We start from the raw sequence: 17840 nt of genomic DNA, 5'->3' as shown, positions 1-17840 counted from the left end.
TGTTCGTGACTGCGGGGCTCGCAAGCTCACTCCTCGCACTCACCGTGCCGCCTCTGTTCGTGACTGCGGGGCTCGCAAGCTCACTCCTCGCACTCACCGTGCCACCGCCTCGTAGACGAAGTTCAGCAGCGCCTGGTCGCCGTCGCGGCGGCCGTACGCGGCAGCGGCGGCGCCCATGGTGGCGAGCCGGTGCGGGTCGCGGATCAGCGGGATGATGGTCCGCTCCACCCAGGCCGGGGTCAGCTCGGCGTCGTCGACGAGCAGCCCGCCGCCGGCCTCCACCACGGGCAGCGCGTTGCGCTTCTGCTCCTGGTTGCTGTGCGGGTACGGCACGTAGACCGTGGGCAGGCCGATCGCGGCGACCTCCGCGCAGGTCATCGCCCCGCCCCGGCCGAGCATCAGGTCGGCGGCGGCGTAGCCGATCTCCATCTGGGACAGGTACGGCAGCGTCACGTACGGCACCGGCAGGTCGGTGGGGACCGGCACCGGCTCGTTGCGGGCGCCCATCACGTGCAGCACCTGCACGCCGTGGCGGGCCAGTTCCTTGGCCGCCCCGGCGACGGCGAGGTTGATCGACCGGGCACCCTGCGAGCCGCCGGCGACGAAGAGCACCGGCAGGTCGGGGCGGAGCCCGAAGTGGGCGCGGGCGGCGGCGGCGTTGGTCGACCGGTCCAGCCCGGCGATGCCCCGGCGCAGCGGCACCCCGACGACGCGGGCGTCCCGCAGCACCTCGGACTGCGCCGGCTGGTGCGGGAACCCCACCGCGACGTTCTTGGTGAACTTCATGCCGAGCCGGTTGGCCACCCCCGGCGGCACGTTCACCTCGTGGATGACGATGGGCAGCTCGCGCCGCCAGGCGGCGAGGTAGCCGGGCACCGAGACGTACCCACCGAAGCCGACGACCACGTCGGCGCCGACCTCGTCGATCACGCCGCCCGCCGCGCGGGCCGCCTTCCACATCCGGTCCGGGGTGCGCACCAGGCTCATGTTGACCGACCGGGGCAGCTGGTAGGCCGGGATCTGGCGCAGGTCGTAGCCGGCCGGCGGGATCAGCTCGTTCTCCAGGCCCTTGGGGGTGCCGAGGCAGGTGATCCGGACGCCCGGGTCGTGTCGGCGCAGGCAGTCGGCGAAGGCGAGCAGCGGGTAGATGTGCCCACCCGTGCCTCCTCCGCAGAGCACCACCGAACGCAGCGGACCCATCAGCGTCTCCTCTCGTTCGCCGTCCCGCTGCGGGCCCGGTTCGCCCGGGCGCCACGGGATGCGGCCTGGTCGTCCTCGCGCCGCGCCCGGGACCGGGGTACGGACCCACGGTCCGCCGGTGGCGGCGTCGGAGCCCGACGCCGGCCGGGAAGCGGCGGCAACGGGGCCCAGAGTAGTCGGACCCATCGGGCGGGCGGACGGGCATGCAGGGCTCGGGCCGCGTCGGGCTCGGCGCGGGCGAACGAGGCCAGCATCCCGATCGCCGCCAGGGTCACCACCAGGGCGCTTCCGCCGTCGGAGATGAACGGCAGCGGCACGCCGGTCATCGGCATCAGGCCGATCACACCGCCGATGTTGATGACCGCCTGGCTGATCAGCCAGGTGGTGGCCCCGGCGGCGGCGAGCCGGCGGAACGGGTCCTCCACCCGGCGGGCGATGCGCAGGCCGGTGTAGCCGAGCACCGCGAAGAGGGTGAGCAGCACCGCGCAGCCGATCACGCCGAGCTCCTCGGCGGTCACGGCGAAGATGAAGTCGTTCTGCGCCTCGGGCAGCCAGCCGAACTTGTAGCTGCCCTTGCCCAGCCCGACGCCGAACCAGCCGCCGTGCTCGATGGCGTTGCGCGCCTGGATCGTCTGGTAGCACCAGCCCTCGAAGCACTTGGCCGGGTCGGGCGGGTTGACGAAGATGGTCAGCCGGGCCAGCCGGTAGTTCTCCTGCCCCTTCGCCCCCGACCCGGCGCCCAGCGAGGCGGCGGCGACCAGCAGGCCGATGCCGACCAGCCCGATCACCGAGAGCACGGCGAAGACCTTGGCGCGCACCCCGGCCGCCCAGAGCAGGCCCACCACCAGCGCGAGCAGGCAGAGCATGGTGCCGACGTCGTTGTAGCCGACGAGCACGAAGAGCAGCGCCACCACCGGGAACAGCGGGGTGGCCAGCTCCTTCCACCAGCCCAGCCGGGCGCCCTTGCGCGCCAGCACGTCGGCGCCCCAGAGCACCAGCGCGAACTTCGCCAGCTCGGAGGGCTGCAACTGGATGCCGCCGACGAAGAGCCAGAGCAGGTTGGCCTCCACCGGGCCGACCCGCTCGATGCCGAAGAACGAGTCGAGGGCCAGCAGCAGGTTGAGCACCAGCAGCAGCCCCACCGCCGTGCCGAGCGCGATCCGGGCGAGCGCCCGGTACGTGCTCGCCGGCAGCCGCTGGCACACCCAGAAGCCCACCACCCCGATCACCGCGAAGATCGCCTGCTGGGTGGCGTCGGCGAAGGCGTTGCCCTCCTCGGCGAAGTTCTTCACGCTGGCGGCCGAGAAGACCATGGTCAGGCCGATCACCAGCAGCAGGCCGGAGCTGGAGATCAGCAGGTAGTACGAGGCCAGCGGCCGGGCCAGCAGCCCGCGCAGCGCGGCCAGCCCGCCGGTGGCCTCCAGCCCCAGGCCCGGCGGCGCAGCCGGCGGGTCGGCGCCCCGCCCCGCCCCGGCGGCCCGGCGCGGCGCGGTGTCGGTCGTTGTCGTCGTTGTCGGTGTCGTGCCTCGGTCCTCCCCCACCCGCTCATCATGGCGAACGTGAGGGCTCCGTTCCCGCCGAACGCCGTGGTCGGCGTGTCGGCCGCGCAGCTGGCGGGGCCCCCTGTCGTCGCGTTTCGCGCGACAGGGGGCCCCGGCTCACCCTGCGCACGACGCGAACGGGCGGCGGCACGAGCGGGCGGCACGGGGGCCGCCGGGTGCGCGGTCAGCCCATCGTGGCCAGGAAGTCGCTGTAGAACAGGCCCAGCGCGATGGCCACCCCGATCCCGGCGATGATCCAGAACCGGACCACGATGTTGACCTCGCTCCAGCCGGCGAGCTCGAAGTGGTGCTGCAGCGGCGACATCCGGAACACCCGCTTGCCGGTGGTGCGGAACGAGATGATCTGGATGACCACCGACATGGTGATGATCACGAAGAGCCCGCCGATGATCGGCAGCAGCAGGATGGTCCGGGTGGACATCGCCATGCCGGCGATCAGGCCGCCCAGCCCCAGCGCCCCGGTGTCGCCCATGAAGATCCGGGCCGGGGAGGTGTTCCACCACAGGAAGCCCACGCACGCCCCGGCCGCCGCCCCGGCGATCAACGCGATCTCCAGGGGGTCCCGCACGGTGTAGCAGTAGTTGTCCGGGTTCGCCGTGTACGCCGGGTCGGCGCACCAGTGCCGGTACTGCCAGAACGCGATCAGCGCGTACGCCGCGAGGACCATCACCGAGGCGCCGGTGGCCAGGCCGTCGAGGCCGTCGGTGAGGTTCACGCCGTTGGTCGCCGCCATCACCACGAAGATGAAGACGATCACCGCGCCGATCTTGGTGAGGTCCAGGGCCGGGATGTCCCGGATGAAGCTCAGCGTGCTGGCGCCCACGGTCTCGGTGTTGGTGGCCGCCCCGGTGGCGTCGGTCATGCTGCTGGGGAAGTAGAGCGCGACGACGCCGAAGAGCGCGCCGACGGCGATCTGCCCGGCCAGCTTGCCCCGCTTGTTGAGCCCGCCGCTGTGCCGCTTGCGGACCTTGAGGAAGTCGTCGATGAAGCCGACCGCGCCGGAGAAGACCATCAGGCCGAGCAGGAACAGCGCGGTGATGGTCGGCTCGACCTGGGCGATCTGCGCGTCCGGCAGGGTGGTCAGGGCCAGGTGCCCGGCGACGTACGCGATGACCGTGGCCAGGATGAAGACCACGCCGCCCATGGTGGGCGTGCCCTTCTTGGTCTGGTGCATGGCCGGGCCCTCGGCCCGGATCGGCTGGCCGGCCTTGAGCCGGGTGAAGACCTTGATCGCGATGGGGGTGCAGAAGAGCGAGACGAGGAAGGCCACCCCGATGGCGATGATCACTGCCCTCATGCGGAGGCCCCCTGACCGGCGGCGTCCGCGCGCAGCGCGTCGGCCACCTCCCAGGTGCGGTACCGGGAGCCCTTCACCAGGACGATGTCGCCCGGTCGTAACTCACTGCGCAGCACCTCGACGGCCGCCGCCTGATCGGTGAGCAGCACCGATGTTCCTCCCCAGTTCTCTACCGCCGTCGCGCCCTCGTGCGTCGGCGCCGCCGGCTCGCCCACCACGAGCAGCCGGTCCACACCCAGCTCGGCCGCGAGCCGGCCGACCTCCAGGTGTCCGTCCCGTTCGTACTCCCCCAGCTCGGCCATGTAGCCGAGCACCGCGAAGGCCCGTCCGCCGCCGCGCATCCCGGCCAGCGCCCGCAGGGCCACCGCCATGGAGCCCGGGTTGGCGTTGTACGAGTCGTCGATCACCGTCACGCCGTCGGGGCGCGCGAAGACGTCCATCCGCCGGGTGGAGACCAGGCCCAGCTCGCCCAGCGCCGTGGCCAGCTCGGCCAGCGGCATGCCCAGCTCCCGGGCCACCGCGGCGGCGGCCAGGGAGTTGGAGACCTGGTGCCGGCCGGTCAGCGGCAGCCGCACGGGCGCGCTCCCCTCCGGCATGACCAGGGTGTACGACGCCCGGCCCCGCCCGTCCAGGCGCACCTGCACGGCCCGGACGTCGGCATGCGCGGCCTCCCCGTAGGTGACCACGCGGGCGGAGGTGCGCGACGCCATCGCGGCGACGAGCGGGTCGTCGGCGTTGAGCACGGCCAGCCCGTCGGCCGGCAACGACTCGACCAGCTCCCCCTTGGCCAGCGCGATGTTCTCCACCGAGCCGAACTCCCCGAGGTGCGCCACGCCGACGTTGAGCACCACCGAGATCGTCGGCGGCGCCACCTCGCAGAGGTAGCGCACGTGCCCGATCCCCCGGGCGCCCTTCTCCAAAACCAGGAAGCGGGTGTCGGGGTCGGCGCGCAGCACCGTCCACGGGTGGCCCAGCTCGTTGTTGAACGACCCGGGCGGCGCCACGGTGGGGCCGAGCCGGGCGGTGAGCTGCCCGATCAGGTCCTTCGTGGTGGTCTTGCCCGACGAGCCGGTCAGCCCGATCACGGTCAGCTCGGGCAGCCGGTCCAGCACCGCCCGGGCCAGCCGGCCCAGCGCGTCGAGGGCGTCGGCGACCAGCACCATCGGCACCCCGGGCACCTCCCGGGTGCCGAGCACCGCCACCGCACCGGCGGCGGCGGCCGCCGCGGCGTAGTCGTGGCCGTCGACTCGTTCCCCGGGGAACGCCACGAAGAGCGCCCCGGCGGCCAGCTTGCGCGAGTCGAACTCGACCGGGCCGGTGACCCGGGTGGCCGGGTCGGCGGCCAGCAGCCGGCCGCCGACCGCCTCGGCCACCTCGGCCAGCGTCAGCGGGATCACCGTCGCCCCGCCAGGTCCCCGAAGCGGGCGCGCAGCGCGTCGGTCAGCTCCGTGCGGTCGTCGAAGGGCAGCACCTCGCCGCCGATCTCCTGGCCGCGTTCGTGACCCTTGCCGAGCACCGCGACCACGTCACCGGCCTCGGCCAGCCGGACCGCCTCGTCGATCGCCGCCCGCCGGCCGGGCACCTCGATGATCCGCGCGGGCGTGGCCGCCGCGAACGCCCCGGCCAGCACCTCCGCCCGGATCGCCGCCGGGTCCTCGGTGCGCGGGTTGTCGTCGGTCACCAGCACCACGTCGGCACCCCGGGCGGCGGCGGCGCCCATCTCCGGGCGCTTGCCCCGGTCCCGGTCGCCGCCCGCGCCGATGACGCAGATCAGCCGCCCGGCGCTCAGTTCACGCAGCGCGGCCAGGGCGGCCACGATCGCGTCGGTCTTGTGCGCGTAGTCGACCACCCCACGCACCGGGCCGGCCGTGGCGACCAGCTCCAGCCGGCCGGGCACCCCGCCGCAGGCGGCCACCCCGGCGGCGGCCGTCCGGGCGTCCACCCCGGCGGCGACCAGCAGGGCGACGGCCAGCAGGGCGTTGGCCACGTTGTGCCGGCCGGGCAGCGCCACCCCGGCCGGCAGCCGCCGCCCGTCGGGGCCGTGGACGGTGAAGCGCTGCGCGTACCCCTCGCCGTCGACGTCCGTGGCGTACCAGGTGGCGGTGGGGTCGCCGGCGGCCGAGTAGCTGACCGTGGCGGGCTTGAAGAGCGGGCGCAGCGCCGGGTCGTCGTGGTTGAGCACCTCGACGTCGCAGCGGCCGTCGAAGAGCTGGGCCTTGGCGGCGAAGTACTCCGCCGAGTCGGCGTGGAAGTCCAGGTGGTCGGAGCCGAAGTTGGTGTAGCCGCCCACGGTGAACCGGACCCCGCCGACCCGGCCCATCGCCAGGGCGTGGCTGGAGACCTCCATGACCAGGGCGGTCACCCCGCGCTCCCGGGCGGCGGCGAGCATGGCGTGCAGGTCGGGGGCCTCCGGGGTGGTCCGGACGCTGTCCACCACCAGGTCGCCCAGCCGGGTCTCCACCGTGCCGATCAGCCCGGTGACGTGGCCGGCGGCGCGCAGCCCCGACTCGACCAGGTAGGCGGTGGAGGTCTTGCCGGCGGTGCCGGTGATGCCGATGACGGTCAGCCCCTCGGTGGGGTCGCCGTAGACGGCGGAGGCGAGGGTGCCGAGGACCGCGCGGGGGTCGGTCACCACCAGCGCCGGCAGGCCCGCCTCGGCCACCGCCGCCGCCCCCGCCGGGTCGGTCAGCGCGGCCACCGCGCCGGCCGCGGCCGCGGCGGCGGCGAACTCCGCGCCGTGCCGGCGGGCGCCGGGCAGCGCGGCGTAGAGGTCGCCGGGGCGGACCTCCTGGCTGGCGTGGGTCACCCCGGTCACGGTGAGGTCGGCGGCCGGATGCGGGGCCGGGGCGGCGATCCGGGCGGCGAGGTCGCCGAGCCGGAGGCCGGTCACGGTACGGGGGCGTGGATTGCCGGGCACGGCGTCAGACCCTACCCGGTCGTCCGGTTCCGACCGCACAGCCGCCCCGGTGGTTCGTCCCCATCCACCGATGATGTCCCCCCGCGCCTGGTCAGCGCGGAAAGACCTCGAACTTGGGGGCCGCGCCGGTCGACGGCGGGACCCGGTAGCGGCTGAGGGTGAAGCCCATGATGTCACGGAAGGCCGGCGCGGCGACCTCCCCGCCGCCACCGCCGGGGCTCCACACGAAGACCGCCACCACGAAACGCGGATCGTCCGCCGGGGCCATGCCGATGAACGAGCCGACCTCGCCGGGCTGCTGCTTGCCGTCGACGAAGCGCAGGCCGGTGCCGGTCTTGCCGGCCACCCGGTAGCCGGGCACCGCCGCGGCGGTGCCGGTGGCGCCCTCCACGGTGGTGACCGCCTCCAGCAGGGTACGCAGCGCCGCCGCGTTGGCCGGGCTGAGCACCGACCGGGTGACCGGGGCCTTGCCCGGCGTACGACTGCCGTCCTTGCCGCTGATCACCTGCTTGATCAGGTGCGGCTGGACGTAGGTGCCGTTGTTGGCGATGGCGGCGTACGCGGCGGCCATCTGCAACGGGGTGGCGTCGACGCTGTGCCCGATCGGCACCGACCCGTACGACGACCCGCTCCACTCCTGCGCGGGCAGCAGCCGCCCGGCGGCCTCGCCGGGCATCCCCTCCCCGGTGGGCTGGCCGAGCCCGAACCGCTTCTGGTAGTCGATCAGCCGCTCCCGGCCGAGCCGCTCGGCGATCTCGATGGTGCCGACGTTCGACGAGTACGCCAGCATCCCGGCGAGGCTCATCCGCTTCCCGTTCGCCGGGTGGGTGTCGGCGAAGACCGTGTCGCCCCGGCGGATGGTGTTGGCCAGCGGCAGCGCGGTGTCCGGGGTGACCACGCCCTCCTGCAGCGCCGCGCCGAAGGTGATCGCCTTGTGGATCGAGCCGGGGTCGACCACGAAGCTGGTCGCGGCGTCCTCCCGGTCGGTCCAGTCGCTCTCACGGGGCTTCGCCGCGTTGTAGGTGGGGTGGCTGGCCTGCGCCAGCACCTCGCCGGTGGGGATGTCGAGCACGATCGCCGCCCCGACGCTGCCCTGGGCCTTCTCCATCTCGCTCTTGAGCACCTGCTGCGCCTTGAACTGCAGGTCCCGGTGGATGGTCAACTCCAGCGAGCTGCCCGGCTTCGGCGGGGTGGTCCGGCTGTAGCCGCCGGGGATCGGGGCGTTCAGCTTGCCCTGGCCGGCCTCGTAGACCTTGCGGCCGTTCTCGCCGCGCAGCAGGTCGTCGTAGCGGGCCTCCAGCCCCTCCAGGCCCAGCATGTCGAGGCTGGTGAAGCCGATCAGGTTGGCGGCCAGGTCACCGCCGGGGACCTCGCGCCGCTCGTCGCGGTCCACGCCGATGCCGGCCAGGTCCAGCGCCACGATTGCCTTGGCGGTGGGGATGTCCACCCCCCGGGCCAGGTATTCGAACTGGGAGAGCTTGCCGTTGTCCAGAGTGCGCGGCCGCATCCGCTCGGCCAGCTCGGAGACGGGCAGCCCGAGCAGGGGCGACAGCTCCCGCGCCGTCGCGGTGACGTCCTTGACCCGGGTGGGGTCGGCGAAGACGTACCGGGCCTCGACGCTGTTGGCCAGCGCAGCGCCGGTGCGGTCGTAGATGGCCCCGCGCGGGGCGGGCAGGTCGACCCCGATCAGCCGGTCGGGGAGCCCGCCGCCGGCGTACGCCGGGGTGTCGACGGCCTGGAGGAAGACCAGCCGGATGCCGATGGTGGCGAAGATCGCCAGGACGAGCATGGTGCCCAGCCGCAGCCGGCGGCGGGGGTCGGCCAGCCGGGGCGGCTTGCGCGGCCGGCGGGCCGCGCGCCGGCCGGTGGGGCGGGCCGGGCGGCGCGGGCCGCTGCGGCGGCGCGGCGTGGGCGGGGCGTCATCGTCGTCGGGCACCGGCCGGGGCTGGACGGTGCGGACCACCCCGGAGCGTCCGCCCGGGGCGGTCTCCCGCCGGCCGGTGCGGCCCCCGCCGGCCCGGCCGCCGTCGAGCACCTGCAACGCGGGCCGGAACGGGTCGCCCGCCCGGGTGCTGCGCGGGGTGCGCCGCTGCTCGATGCCGGAGCCGGTCGGCCGGCCGGCCGCCCCGCGCTCCTCGCGGATGGTGCGCCCCCGAGGCGTGTACGACCGCGCGTCGGAGATGCCACCCACGCCGGGCTCGCCGGAGCGCGGCTCGCCGCGGCCACCGCCGGAGCGCGGCTCGCCGCGGCCACCTGCGGAACGCGACGAACCGCGCCGGGAGCCCGTGGGGTCCCGGCGCGGTTCCTCCGATCTCGGGGGCACCTGCCTCAGCCCCCCGCGCCCTGCTGGCTGGTGACCGAGGGCTGGCCGTTGGCCGGCTGCGGCACACCGATCATGCGGCCGTCCGGCAGCCGGATGTACGCCGGCTGCTCCGACTCGACCATGCCGAGCTTGCGGGCGGTGGCGGTCAGGTTGCCCGGCGCCTTCTTGTCGGCGATCTGCTTCTCGAGCTGCTGCTGGTCCACGTCGAGCTTGGCCTGCTGCTGCTGGAGCTTCTCCAGCCGGAAGGAATTCTCGTTGATCTTGGTGTTGACCAGCAGGATGCCGAGCACCCCGCCGACGACCAGCACCAGGATCAGCGCGGCGAAGGGCGCCCGCGGCACCGAGACGGGCGGCGGCGGGGCGACCCGCAGCCGCGGCGACGGCGTCGGCGTCGGCGTCGGGCGGACCCGCTCGGCCGGCCGCAGCGCGGCGCTGCCGTCGGTCGGGAACTCGCGCGCCCCCCGGGCGCGAGTCTCCACCTGCCGGTCGGCCCGGCCGGCCGGCGTCGTCACACCGGCGCGCGTGGTTCGCTGCGCCGCGGTCCGGCCCCCCGACCGCGGTGCGCGCTGCCCGACGCCGGTGTCCCGGCCGTCGCGCTTGTCAACGTTCATCTTCCCTCCCCCTCTTCGTCCGTCCCTGCGCCGTCTGCCGGCTGCGTGCCCGGTTGGTGCATCGCCCTGACCCGTCGGCGGGACCGTTCGCGGTCGGTCCGCCCCTGCTGCGCCGCTTGCGGATCTACTCGTTCCGCGGCCCGCAGCCGCACCGAGGCGGCGCGCGGGTTCATGGCGACCTCCGCCTCCCCGGGCAGCTCCGCGCCCCGGCTGAGCAGCCGGAACGTCGGGGCCGAACCGGGAAGTTCGACCGGGAGGTCGACCGGGCCCTTGCTGCGGACCCGGTCGGCGAACGCCGCCTTGGCGAGCCTGTCCTCCAGCGAGTGGTAGGACAGGACGACCATGCGGCCGCCCACCGTGAGCTTGTCCAAAGCGGCCGGCAGCGCCGTCTCCAGCACTGCCAGTTCCTTGTTTACCTCGATCCGTAAAGCCTGAAACGTTCTCTTGGCCGGGTGTCCGCCCGTGCGTCGCGCGGCTGCCGGAATGCTCTCCCTGACCAGTTCCGCCAGCCGCGCCGACGAGGTGATCCGGGCCCGCTCCCGCTCCCGCAGGATCGCCGAGGCGACCCGCACGGCGAACTTCTCCTCGCCGTAGACCCGCAGCACCCGGGCCAAATCCGGATGGGCGTAGGTGTTGACCACCTCCTCGGCGGTCACCCCCCGGGTCTGGTCCATCCGCATGTCCAGCGGCGCGTCCTGCGCGTAGGCGAACCCGCGGTCGGGCGCGTCGAGTTGCAGCGAGGAGACCCCGAGGTCGAACAGGACCCCGTCGATCGTCGGGTAACCCAGCCGGGCCAGCACCTCGGGCAGCTCGTCGTAGACGGCGTGCTCCAGGTGGACCCGGTCGGCGAAGCGGACCAGCCGGACCCGCGCGTGGGCGAGGGCCTCGGTGTCCCGGTCCAGCCCGATCAGCACCGTGTGCGGATGCCGCTCGAGCACCGCCTCGGCGTGCCCGGCCAGCCCCAGCGTGGCGTCGACGTGGACCGTGCGCCCACCCCGATCCAGTGCGGGGGCCAGCAGCTCGAGGCACCGCTCGAGCAGCACGGGCACGTGCGTGCCGCGAAGCTCCCCCATGTCGACCCCCACTGGTTGAATCCGTCCGTGTCATTCGCGCCCGCCGTGGTCACGGCGTCTCCGTCGTACCGCCAGATCCCCATCCGCTCCCGCCCCCGGAGGCCGCGGCCCCCCGATGGGATCGTGCGCCTGGCACCGGGGAAGGGGTGCCAGGAACTCGAAAGCGGCTGGAGATCTCGCAGTACGTCGGACGCCGTCACGCCCTACAGGCCGCCGGGCAGCACCCCCTCCTCGATGTCGGCGAAGTCGTCCTCGCTCTCCGAGAGGTAGCTCTCCCAGGCCGCCCGGTCCCAGATCTCCACCCGTGTGCTCGCCCCGATGACCACCAGGTCGCGCTCGAGCGCGGCATATGCCCGCAGGTGGGACGGGATGGTGACCCGGCCCTGCTTGTCCGGCACCTCGTCGTGCGCGCTGGCGAAGAAGACCCGGCTGTAGGCCCGAGCCGCCTTGTGCGTCACCGGCTGCGCCCGCAACTGGTCGGCGATGCGCTGGAACTCGGGCATCGGGAACACGTAGAGACAGCGATCCTGCCCTTTGGTGATCACGACACCCCCCGCCAGCTCATCCCGGAACTTCGCCGGAAGGATCAACCGGCCCTTGTCGTCCAGGCGCGGAGTGTGGGTGCCGAGGAACATCGGCCCAACCCCCTCGCCCTTGCGGCGGCGTTCGCGGCGCCGCCTCCCCCTGGGCCGGTGGGCCCTCCCGGCCTCACCATTGGGCCCCACTCTACTCCACTTCCCTCCACCCGCAACCAGATTCGTCGGCGCGGCGCGTCGTGTCGGACCGCAAAACTGCACGTCAGAGGGGGTGGAGCGGAGTGGAGGGCGCGGGCCGGGCCGCCGGGGCGTCCGCAACCCGACATAGATCGACACCGCAGGTCCGGCCGGGGTCGACCGACGGTCCGACGCACCCGGCCGAACGGTTCACCGTCGGCGGCGATCTGGCGGGTGGAGCGGTCCGGTAACCTCGCTCGGGTGACCGACGCGAAGATGCCCCTGCGGGCGAAGGTGGCCAGCTCCGTGTCGCGGACAGCGGCGGCGCTGTCGCGGGCCGCGGGCCGAGGTGACGGCTCGGTGATCGGCGGCTGGATCGGGCTGAAGATCGATCCCGACCTGCTGGCCCACCTGTCGTCCGGGCGGGCCATCGCGCTCGTCTCCGGCACCAACGGCAAGACCACCACCACCCGACTGGCCGCCGCCGCCGTCGGCGTCCTCGGCCGGGTGGCCACCAACTCCTTCGGGGCGAACATGCCCACCGGCCACACCTCCGCGCTGGCCAAGGCCGGCAGCACCCCGTACGCGGTGCTGGAGGTCGACGAGCACTACCTGGCGCAGGTCCTGGCGGCCACCGAGCCGCACGTGGTGGCGCTGCTCAACCTCTCCCGCGACCAGCTCGACCGGGCCAAGGAAGTCGCCATGATGGCGCAGCTCTGGCGGGCCGCGCTGGTCAACCACCCGGACGTGCGGGTGATCGCCAACGCCGACGACCCGATGGTGGTCTGGGCGGCCACCCCGCCCGGCGACCCGGCGCGCGGCATCCGCCCCCCGCACGTCACCTGGTTCAGCGCCGGCCAGCGCTGGCACGACGACTCCTGGGTCTGCCCCGAGTGCGGGCACACCATCGAGCGCTCCGGCGAGCAGTGGTGGTGCAAGGGCTGCCCGCTGCGCCGCCCGCAGGCGCAGTGGACGGTCGAGGACGACGGCGTGCTCGACCCGACCGGGGCCTGGCACAAGGTGACCCTCCAACTCCCCGGCAAGGTCAACGTGGGCAACGCGGCGACCGCCCTGGCCGTCGCCGCCGAGTTCGGCGTCCGCCCGGTCGACGCGGTCTCCCGGCTGGGCAGCGTCACCTCGGTCGCCGGCCGCTACGCCCAGGTCGACCGGGACGGGCGCAACATCCGGCTGCTGCTGGCGAAGAACCCGGCGAGCTGGCTGGAGGCGTTCGAGATGGCCGACGTGGCCCCGACGCTGCTCTCCATCAACGCCCGCGACCCCGACGGGATGGATACCTCCTGGCTCTTCGACGTCGACTTCGCCCCGCTGCGCGGCCGGCAGGTGCTGATCACCGGCGACCGCGCGTACGACCTGGCGGTCCGCCTCGAGGTCAACGGCGTGCCGTTCCAGCACGTGCGGATGTTCTCCGAGGCGCTGCGGGCGGTCCCACCCGGCCGCCTGGAGGTCATCGCCAACTACACCGCCTTCCAGGACATCCGAGCGGAGCTGGACCGTGTCAACTGAGAGCCTGCGCATCGTCTGGATCTACCCCGACCTGCTCTCCACCTACGGCGACCGGGGCAACCTGCTGATCCTGGCCCGCCGGGCGCAGCAGCGCGGGATGCCCGTGGAGGTGCTGGAGGTCCGCTCCGACCAGCGGCTGCCCGCCACCGCCGACATCTACCTCATCGGCGGCGGCGAGGACGGCCCGCAGGCACTCGGCGCGCAGCGGCTGCGCGCCGACGGCGGGCTGCACCGGGCCGCCGCCCAGGGCTCGGTCGTCTTCGGCGTCTGCGCCGGCTACCAGCTCCTCGGCACCTCCTTCTTCGCCAAGGGCGTCCAGTGCGCCGGGCTGGAGCTGCTCGACCTCTCCTCCGACCGGGGGCCCAGCCGGGCCGTCGGCGAGCTGGCCGGCGACATCGACCCCCGGCTCGGCGTGCCGCCGCTGACCGGCTTCGAGAACCACGGCGGCCGGACCCACCTCGGCCCGGGGGTCGCCCCGCTGGCCCGGGTCACCGCCGGGATCGGCAACGACGGCGCGACCGAGGGGGCGTGGCGGGGCAAGCTGCTCGGCACGTACTCGCACGGCCCCGCCCTGGCCCGCAACCCCGCCCTGGCCGACCTGCTGCTGCGCTGGGCCACCGGCGCGCACCAGCTCCCAGCGCTCGACGACACCTGGGCCGAGCGGCTCCGCGCCGAACGTCGCGCCGCGGTGGCCGCCAGCCGGGCATGATCGCCGCCGCCCGGCGGCTGCTGCGGCAGCCGTCGGCGCGTCGGTTCGCCCTGCTGCTGCTCCTGCTCGCCGCCCTCGGCGCGGCGCTGCTCGTGGTGCCCCTGCCCCGGGCGGAGGAGTTCCCCGGGCTCGCCGACTCCCTCGGCGCGCTCGCCCCCGTGGTCGCCATCGGCGGCGGGGCGCTGCTGCTGGTCGCCCTGGTCCCCCGGACCTTCGTCACGCTCGCCTCCGGTGCGCTCTTCGGCGCGCTGGAGGGCGCGGCGTACGCGCTGGGCGCGGCCCTGCTGGCGGCGGCGCTGGGCTTCACGGTGGGCCGCCTGCTCGGCCGGGAGTTCGTCGCCGAGCGGGTCCGGGGCCGGCTGGCCCGCCTCGACGGCTGGTTCGCCCGGCAGAGCGTGCTCGGCGTGGCCACGGTCCGGCTGCTGCCGATCTCCGGGTACGGGCTGGTCAGCTACGGCTACGGCACCACCGGCGCGCGGCTGCTGCCGTTCCTCGCCGGCAGCGTCCTGGCCTCCGCCCCGACCGCGTTCGGCTACGCGGCGCTGGGCGCGTCGGCCACCTCGCCGGGCGACGTCAACTGGTACGCCGCCGCCCCCGCCAGCCTCGGCCTGATCGCCAGCGCGGTGCTGGTGCACCGCTGGTGGCGCGCCGAGCGCGCCCGGGCGCGAGCCTCGGGCGTCGAGGCGTGAACCCTCCCGAGGAGCGGCTTCCCGGGGGCTTCGTCGCATCGACGGGGACCTGGCCGCGCCCGCCCGGCGGGTCGAGGAGGTCGCCTTCGCCGCCTGGCACTGGGCGCGGCTGGGGCCGGGTGCCGACCCGGCGGAGCTGGGCCGCCGCGCCCGGCTGCTCTGCGACGCCTACGAGGCCGCCGGCACCGAGCCGGTCAGCCTCCCCCACCCCCCGCCCCCACCCCCCACCCCAGCCGTCGATCATGGAGTCATGGTGCCCGGTTCACCGGGTTGGGGCGCTTCATCCCCCACCACAACTCCATGATCGACGACGGACGACGGACGACCGACGACCGACGACGAGGCGAGGGCGGGTCAGAGCACGACCGAGACCATCCGGCCCTTGATCACGATGACCTTGCGGGGGGTCTTGCCGGCCAGGGCGGACTCCACCGCCGCCAGGGCCGCCGCGCGGACCGTCTCCTCCGGCGCCTCGGCGGGCACCTCGACGCGGCCCCGGACCTTGCCGTTGATCTGCACCGGGTACGTCACCGTCTCGGCCACCAGCAGGGCCGGGTCGGCGGTCGGGAAGTCCGCGTACGCCAGCGAGGTGTCGTGGCCCAGCCGACGCCACAGCTCCTCGGCCACGTGCGGGGCGAACGGGGCCAGCATCAGCACCAGCGGCTCCGCCACCTCGCGCGGGGTCGCCGGCAGCCGGGTCAGCCCGTTGGTCAGCTCGATCAGCTTGGCGATCGCGGTGTTGAACCGGATCCCCTCCATGTCGGCGCGGACCCCGTCGATCACCTTGTGCAGCAGCCGCCGGGTGGCGTCGTCGGCCGGCTCGTCGGTGACCCGCAGCGCGCCGGTCTGCTCGTCGACCACGGCCCGCCAGACCCGCTGCAGGAACCGGTACGACCCGACGACCGCCCGGGTCTCCCACGGGCGGGACACCTCCAGCGGGCCCATCGACATCTCGTACACCCGGAAGGTGTCCGCGCCGTAGACGGCGCACATGTCGTCGGGGGTGACCACGTTCTTCAGGGACTTGCCCATCTTGCCGTACTCGCGGCGCACCTCCTCGTCGCCCAGGAACCAGGCGCCGTCGCGCTCGACGACCTCCTCGGCCGGCACGTAGGTGCCCCGGGCGTCGGTGTACGCGTACGCCTGGATCATGCCCTGGTTGAACAGCCGCCGGTACGGCTCGAACGACGACACGTGGCCCAGGTCGTAGAGGACCTTGTGCCAGAAGCGGGCGTACAGCAGGTGCAGCACGGCGTGCTCCGCGCCGCCGACGTACAGGTCGGTGCCGCCGCAGTCGCCCGCGCCGCGCGGGCCCATCCAGTACCGCTCGTTCTCGGCGTCGACGAACCGCTCGGCGTTGGTCGGGTCCAGGTAGCGCAGCTCGTACCAGCAGGAGCCGGCCCACTGCGGCATCACGTTGGTCTCCCGGGTGTAGCGCTTGGGCCCGTCGCCCAGGTCCAGCTCCACCTCCACCCAGTCGCGGCGGCGCGACAGCGGGGTCTCCGGGTTGCTGTCGGCGTCGTCGGCGTCGAAGGTCTTCGGGGAGAAGTCGTCGACCTCGGGCAGCTCGACCGGCAGCATCTCCTCCGGCAGCGCGATGGCCGCGCCGGTTTCGTCGTACACGATGGGGAACGGCTCGCCCCAGTAGCGCTGCCGGGAGAAGAGCCAGTCGCGCAGCCGGTAGGTCACCGCGCCGGTGCCGTGGCCGTTGGTCTCCAACCAGGCGATCGTCGCCGCCTTCGCCTCGGCGACGGCCAGGCCGTCCAGCTCCAGGCCGCGCTCGGGCGCGGCGCTGTTGATCGCCGGCCCGTCCCCGGTGTACGCCTTGCCGTCGAAGCCCTCCGGCGGCGCCACGGTACGCACGATCGGCAGCTCGAAGACCTCGGCGAATGCCCAGTCCCGCTCGTCCTGCGCCGGCACCGCCATGATCGCGCCGGTGCCGTAGCCGGCCAGCACGTAGTCGGCGACGAAGACGGGGATCTGCCGACCGGTGACCGGGTTGGTGGCGTACCCGCCGACGAAGACGCCGGTCTTCTCCTTCGTGTCGGCCTGCCGCTCCACGTCGCTCTTGGCCGCCGCCGCCTTCCGGTACGCCTCCACGGCCGCCCGGGGGTTGGGGTGCCCGCCCGTCCAGGCGTCCCGCGTCCCCTCCGGCCAGGCCGCCGGCACCAGCGCGTCGACCATCTCGTGCTCGGGGGCCAGCACCAGGTAGGTGGCCCCGAAGATGGTGTCCGGCCGGGTCGTGAACACCCGCACCGCCCCGGCGGCGGTCGGGAAGTCGATGTGCGCCCCCTGCGACCGGCCGATCCAGTTGCGCTGCATCAGCTTGATCGGCTCGGGCCAGTCCAGGGCGTCCAGGTCCGCCAGCAGCCGGTCGCCGTACGCGGTGATCCGCATCATCCACTGCTTCAGGTTCCGCTTGAAGACCGGGAAGTTGCCCCGGTCCGAGCGGCCGTCGGCGGTGACCTCCTCGTTGGCCAGCACGGTGCCCAGCCCGGGGCACCAGTTCACCGGCGCCTGCGACACGTACGCCAGCCGGTGGTCGTCGACGATGCTCCGCTGCTCGGCGACGGTCAGCTCCGCCCAGGGGCGGCCGTCCGGGGTGGGGCGGGTGCCGCCGGAGAACTCGGCGATCAGCTCGGCGATCGGCCGGGCCTTCTTCGCCTCGGCGTCGTACCAGGAGTTGAAGACCTGCAGGAAGACCCACTGCGTCCAGCGGTAGAACTCGGTGTCGATGGTGGCCACCGAGCGCCGGTCGTCGTGGGCCAGCCCCAGCCGGCGCAGCTGCTCCTTGTAGCGGGCGATGTTCGCCACGGTGGTGGTGCGCGGGTGGGTGCCGGTCTGCACCGCGTACTGCTCGGCGGGGAGCCCGAACGCGTCGAAGCCCATCGCGTGCAGCACGTTGCGCCCGGCCATCCGCTGGTAGCGGGCGTAGCAGTCGGTGCCGATGTAGCCCAGCGGGTGCCCGACGTGCAGGCCCGCCCCCGACGGGTACGGGAACATGTCCAGCACGTACAGCTTCTCCGCGCCCGCCCGGGGGTGGTCGGGGTCGGCCAGCGGCCCGGTCGGGTTCGGGGCGTGGAAGGTGCCCTCCCGTTCCCAGGTGGCCTGCCAGTCCTGCTCGATCTTCCCGGCCAGGGCCGCGGTGTACCGGTACGGGGGGGTGTCGCCCACCGGTGCTGCCTCACTCATGGCGTCTCCTCGCTTCGCTCGTCGCCGCCG

General features: G+C 74.1%; 13 protein-coding genes. 3 read left to right on the top strand and 10 right to left on the bottom strand.

Features of this window, described 5'->3' with window-relative positions; all coding sequences use genetic code 11:
* Window positions 1–93: 93 nt before the first annotated feature.
* From murG to mraZ, 9 genes are all read right to left on the bottom strand, one after another.
* Window positions 94–1200, bottom strand: coding sequence for an undecaprenyldiphospho-muramoylpentapeptide beta-N-acetylglucosaminyltransferase (gene murG, locus ACLQ2V_RS12200; RefSeq protein WP_425718540.1), 1107 nt, complete (start codon window positions 1198–1200; stop codon window positions 94–96).
* Entirely contained in the window at window positions 1200–2606 is a 1407-nt protein-coding gene (locus tag ACLQ2V_RS12195) for an FtsW/RodA/SpoVE family cell cycle protein (RefSeq protein ID WP_425718828.1), read from the bottom strand. The genes murG and ACLQ2V_RS12195 overlap by 1 nt, the downstream gene beginning before the upstream one ends.
* A 319-nt stretch (window positions 2607–2925) precedes the next feature.
* On the bottom strand, window positions 2926–4059 hold the full coding sequence (mraY, locus tag ACLQ2V_RS12190) for a phospho-N-acetylmuramoyl-pentapeptide-transferase (protein ID WP_425718539.1): 1134 nt from the start codon (window positions 4057–4059) through the stop codon (window positions 2926–2928).
* Window positions 4056–5456, bottom strand: a complete 1401-nt coding sequence (locus tag ACLQ2V_RS12185) for a UDP-N-acetylmuramoyl-tripeptide--D-alanyl-D-alanine ligase (protein WP_425718538.1) — start codon at window positions 5454–5456, stop codon at window positions 4056–4058. The genes mraY and ACLQ2V_RS12185 overlap by 4 nt, the downstream gene beginning before the upstream one ends.
* Window positions 5453–7015 (bottom strand): UDP-N-acetylmuramoyl-L-alanyl-D-glutamate--2,6-diaminopimelate ligase, encoded by a 1563-nt coding sequence (locus ACLQ2V_RS12180; protein ID WP_425718537.1) that lies wholly within the window; start codon window positions 7013–7015, stop codon window positions 5453–5455. Before ACLQ2V_RS12180 ends, ACLQ2V_RS12185 begins: the two co-directional genes overlap by 4 nt.
* Before the next feature lie 52 nt (window positions 7016–7067).
* A complete protein-coding gene (locus tag ACLQ2V_RS12175) occupies window positions 7068–9299 on the bottom strand; it encodes a peptidoglycan D,D-transpeptidase FtsI family protein (RefSeq protein WP_425718536.1) in 2232 nt (743 codons plus the stop codon).
* Between the two features lie 5 nt (window positions 9300–9304).
* Window positions 9305–9910 (bottom strand): hypothetical protein, encoded by a 606-nt coding sequence (locus tag ACLQ2V_RS12170; RefSeq protein ID WP_425718535.1) that lies wholly within the window; start codon window positions 9908–9910, stop codon window positions 9305–9307.
* Complete coding sequence (rsmH, locus tag ACLQ2V_RS12165) at window positions 9907–10983, bottom strand: 16S rRNA (cytosine(1402)-N(4))-methyltransferase RsmH (protein ID WP_425718534.1); 1077 nt, start codon at window positions 10981–10983, stop codon at window positions 9907–9909. Before rsmH ends, ACLQ2V_RS12170 begins: the two co-directional genes overlap by 4 nt.
* A gap of 203 nt (window positions 10984–11186) precedes the next feature.
* Complete coding sequence (gene mraZ / locus ACLQ2V_RS12160; protein WP_425718533.1) at window positions 11187–11618, bottom strand: division/cell wall cluster transcriptional repressor MraZ; 432 nt, start codon at window positions 11616–11618, stop codon at window positions 11187–11189.
* Between the two features lie 354 nt (window positions 11619–11972).
* Here mraZ and ACLQ2V_RS12155 point away from each other — a divergent pair, with 354 nt between their 5' ends.
* The 3 genes from ACLQ2V_RS12155 to ACLQ2V_RS12145 are packed head-to-tail and all read left to right on the top strand — an operon-like array spanning window position 11973 to window position 14618.
* Window positions 11973–13220, top strand: a complete 1248-nt coding sequence (locus tag ACLQ2V_RS12155) for a MurT ligase domain-containing protein (RefSeq protein ID WP_425718827.1) — start codon at window positions 11973–11975, stop codon at window positions 13218–13220.
* Window positions 13210–13929, top strand: a complete 720-nt coding sequence (locus ACLQ2V_RS12150; protein WP_425718532.1) for a type 1 glutamine amidotransferase — start codon at window positions 13210–13212, stop codon at window positions 13927–13929. The genes ACLQ2V_RS12155 and ACLQ2V_RS12150 overlap by 11 nt, the downstream gene beginning before the upstream one ends.
* Window positions 13926–14618, top strand: coding sequence for a TVP38/TMEM64 family protein (locus ACLQ2V_RS12145; protein WP_425718531.1), 693 nt, complete (start codon window positions 13926–13928; stop codon window positions 14616–14618). Before ACLQ2V_RS12150 ends, ACLQ2V_RS12145 begins: the two co-directional genes overlap by 4 nt.
* Before the next feature lie 354 nt (window positions 14619–14972).
* On the opposite strand, the gene leuS is transcribed toward ACLQ2V_RS12145, so the two are convergent.
* A complete protein-coding gene (gene leuS, locus ACLQ2V_RS12140) occupies window positions 14973–17810 on the bottom strand; it encodes a leucine--tRNA ligase (protein ID WP_425718530.1) in 2838 nt (945 codons plus the stop codon).
* Window positions 17811–17840: the final 30 nt, after the last annotated feature.

Origin of the sequence: Micromonospora sp. DT233 (assembly GCF_049841815.1) — a bacterium.
Taxonomy (GTDB): Bacteria; Actinomycetota; Actinomycetes; order Mycobacteriales; family Micromonosporaceae; genus Micromonospora.
The sequence above is the reverse complement of the archived record's forward strand: the minus strand, read 5'-3'. Positions and strand labels throughout refer to the sequence as shown.